The 731-nt window shown below is 56.0% G+C and carries 1 protein-coding gene; it reads left to right on the top strand.

From position 1 onward, the window contains the following. The first annotated feature begins 236 nt into the window (after positions 1-236). Positions 237-527 carry a co-chaperone GroES gene (groES, locus tag J8I34_RS34255; protein ID WP_018312524.1) on the top strand — a complete coding sequence of 97 codons (291 nt, stop codon included), beginning with the start codon at positions 237-239 and terminating at the stop codon, positions 525-527. The last annotated feature ends 204 nt before the right edge of the window (positions 528-731 follow it).

Genomic DNA, 731 nt, shown 5'->3' with positions numbered 1-731 from the left:
GCTGGTTGAATCATTTTCTGGCCTTCAAGTTTCACGACCGCAAATTCTACTTCCGTACCGTTACTGCGACAGAACCGCATAGGCTCGTCTTGAAACCGTAATACTTTGCCCATACAATTAGCACTCATCGGGGGAGAGTGCTAACAGCCCTGCATCCGGTAGACCGAAATCCCGATAGTCGTTGAAGATCAACGGCTATTTGTGAATCAATACTCATCTTGCATCTAGGAGTCCGCATGAACCTTCGTCCTCTGCACGACCGCGTGATCGTCAAGCGTCTGGACAACGAAACCAAGACCGCGTCGGGTATCGTGATTCCCGACAACGCCGCCGAGAAGCCCGACCAAGGCGAAGTGCTCGCCGTTGGCCCGGGCAAGAAGGATGACAAGGGCAACAATATCGTCCTCGACGTGAAAGTGGGTGATCGCGTGCTGTTCGGCAAGTATGCCGGCCAGGCCGTGAAGGTCGAAGGCCAGGAACTGCTGGTCATGCGTGAAGAAGACATCATGGCGGTCGTGAACAAGTAATCGACGCCGGTCTCACCAGACAAAACCCCCAGATTCCAGACCGTCCCGCCAGGCGCGCGGGGCGCTCTTTTCAGCTTCGGAGATTTCAAGAATGGCAGCAAAAGACGTAGTGTTCGGCGACGCCGCCCGTGCCAAGATGGTCGAAGGCGTGAACATCCTCGCCAACGCCGTTAAAGTGACCCTGGGCCCGAAGGGCCGCAACGT

The sequence above is a fragment of the Cupriavidus phytohabitans genome (assembly GCF_017815025.1).
In the GTDB taxonomy this organism is placed as follows: Bacteria; Pseudomonadota; Gammaproteobacteria; order Burkholderiales; family Burkholderiaceae; genus Cupriavidus.
Note: the sequence above shows the minus strand (reverse complement) of the source record. Positions and strands in the feature narration are given on the sequence as shown.

Excerpts from the sequence above, each read along its gene's own strand:
- groES (WP_018312524.1), top strand. The coding sequence starts at position 237 with ATGAACCTTCGTCCTCTGCACGACCGCGTGATCGTCAAGCGTCTGGAC.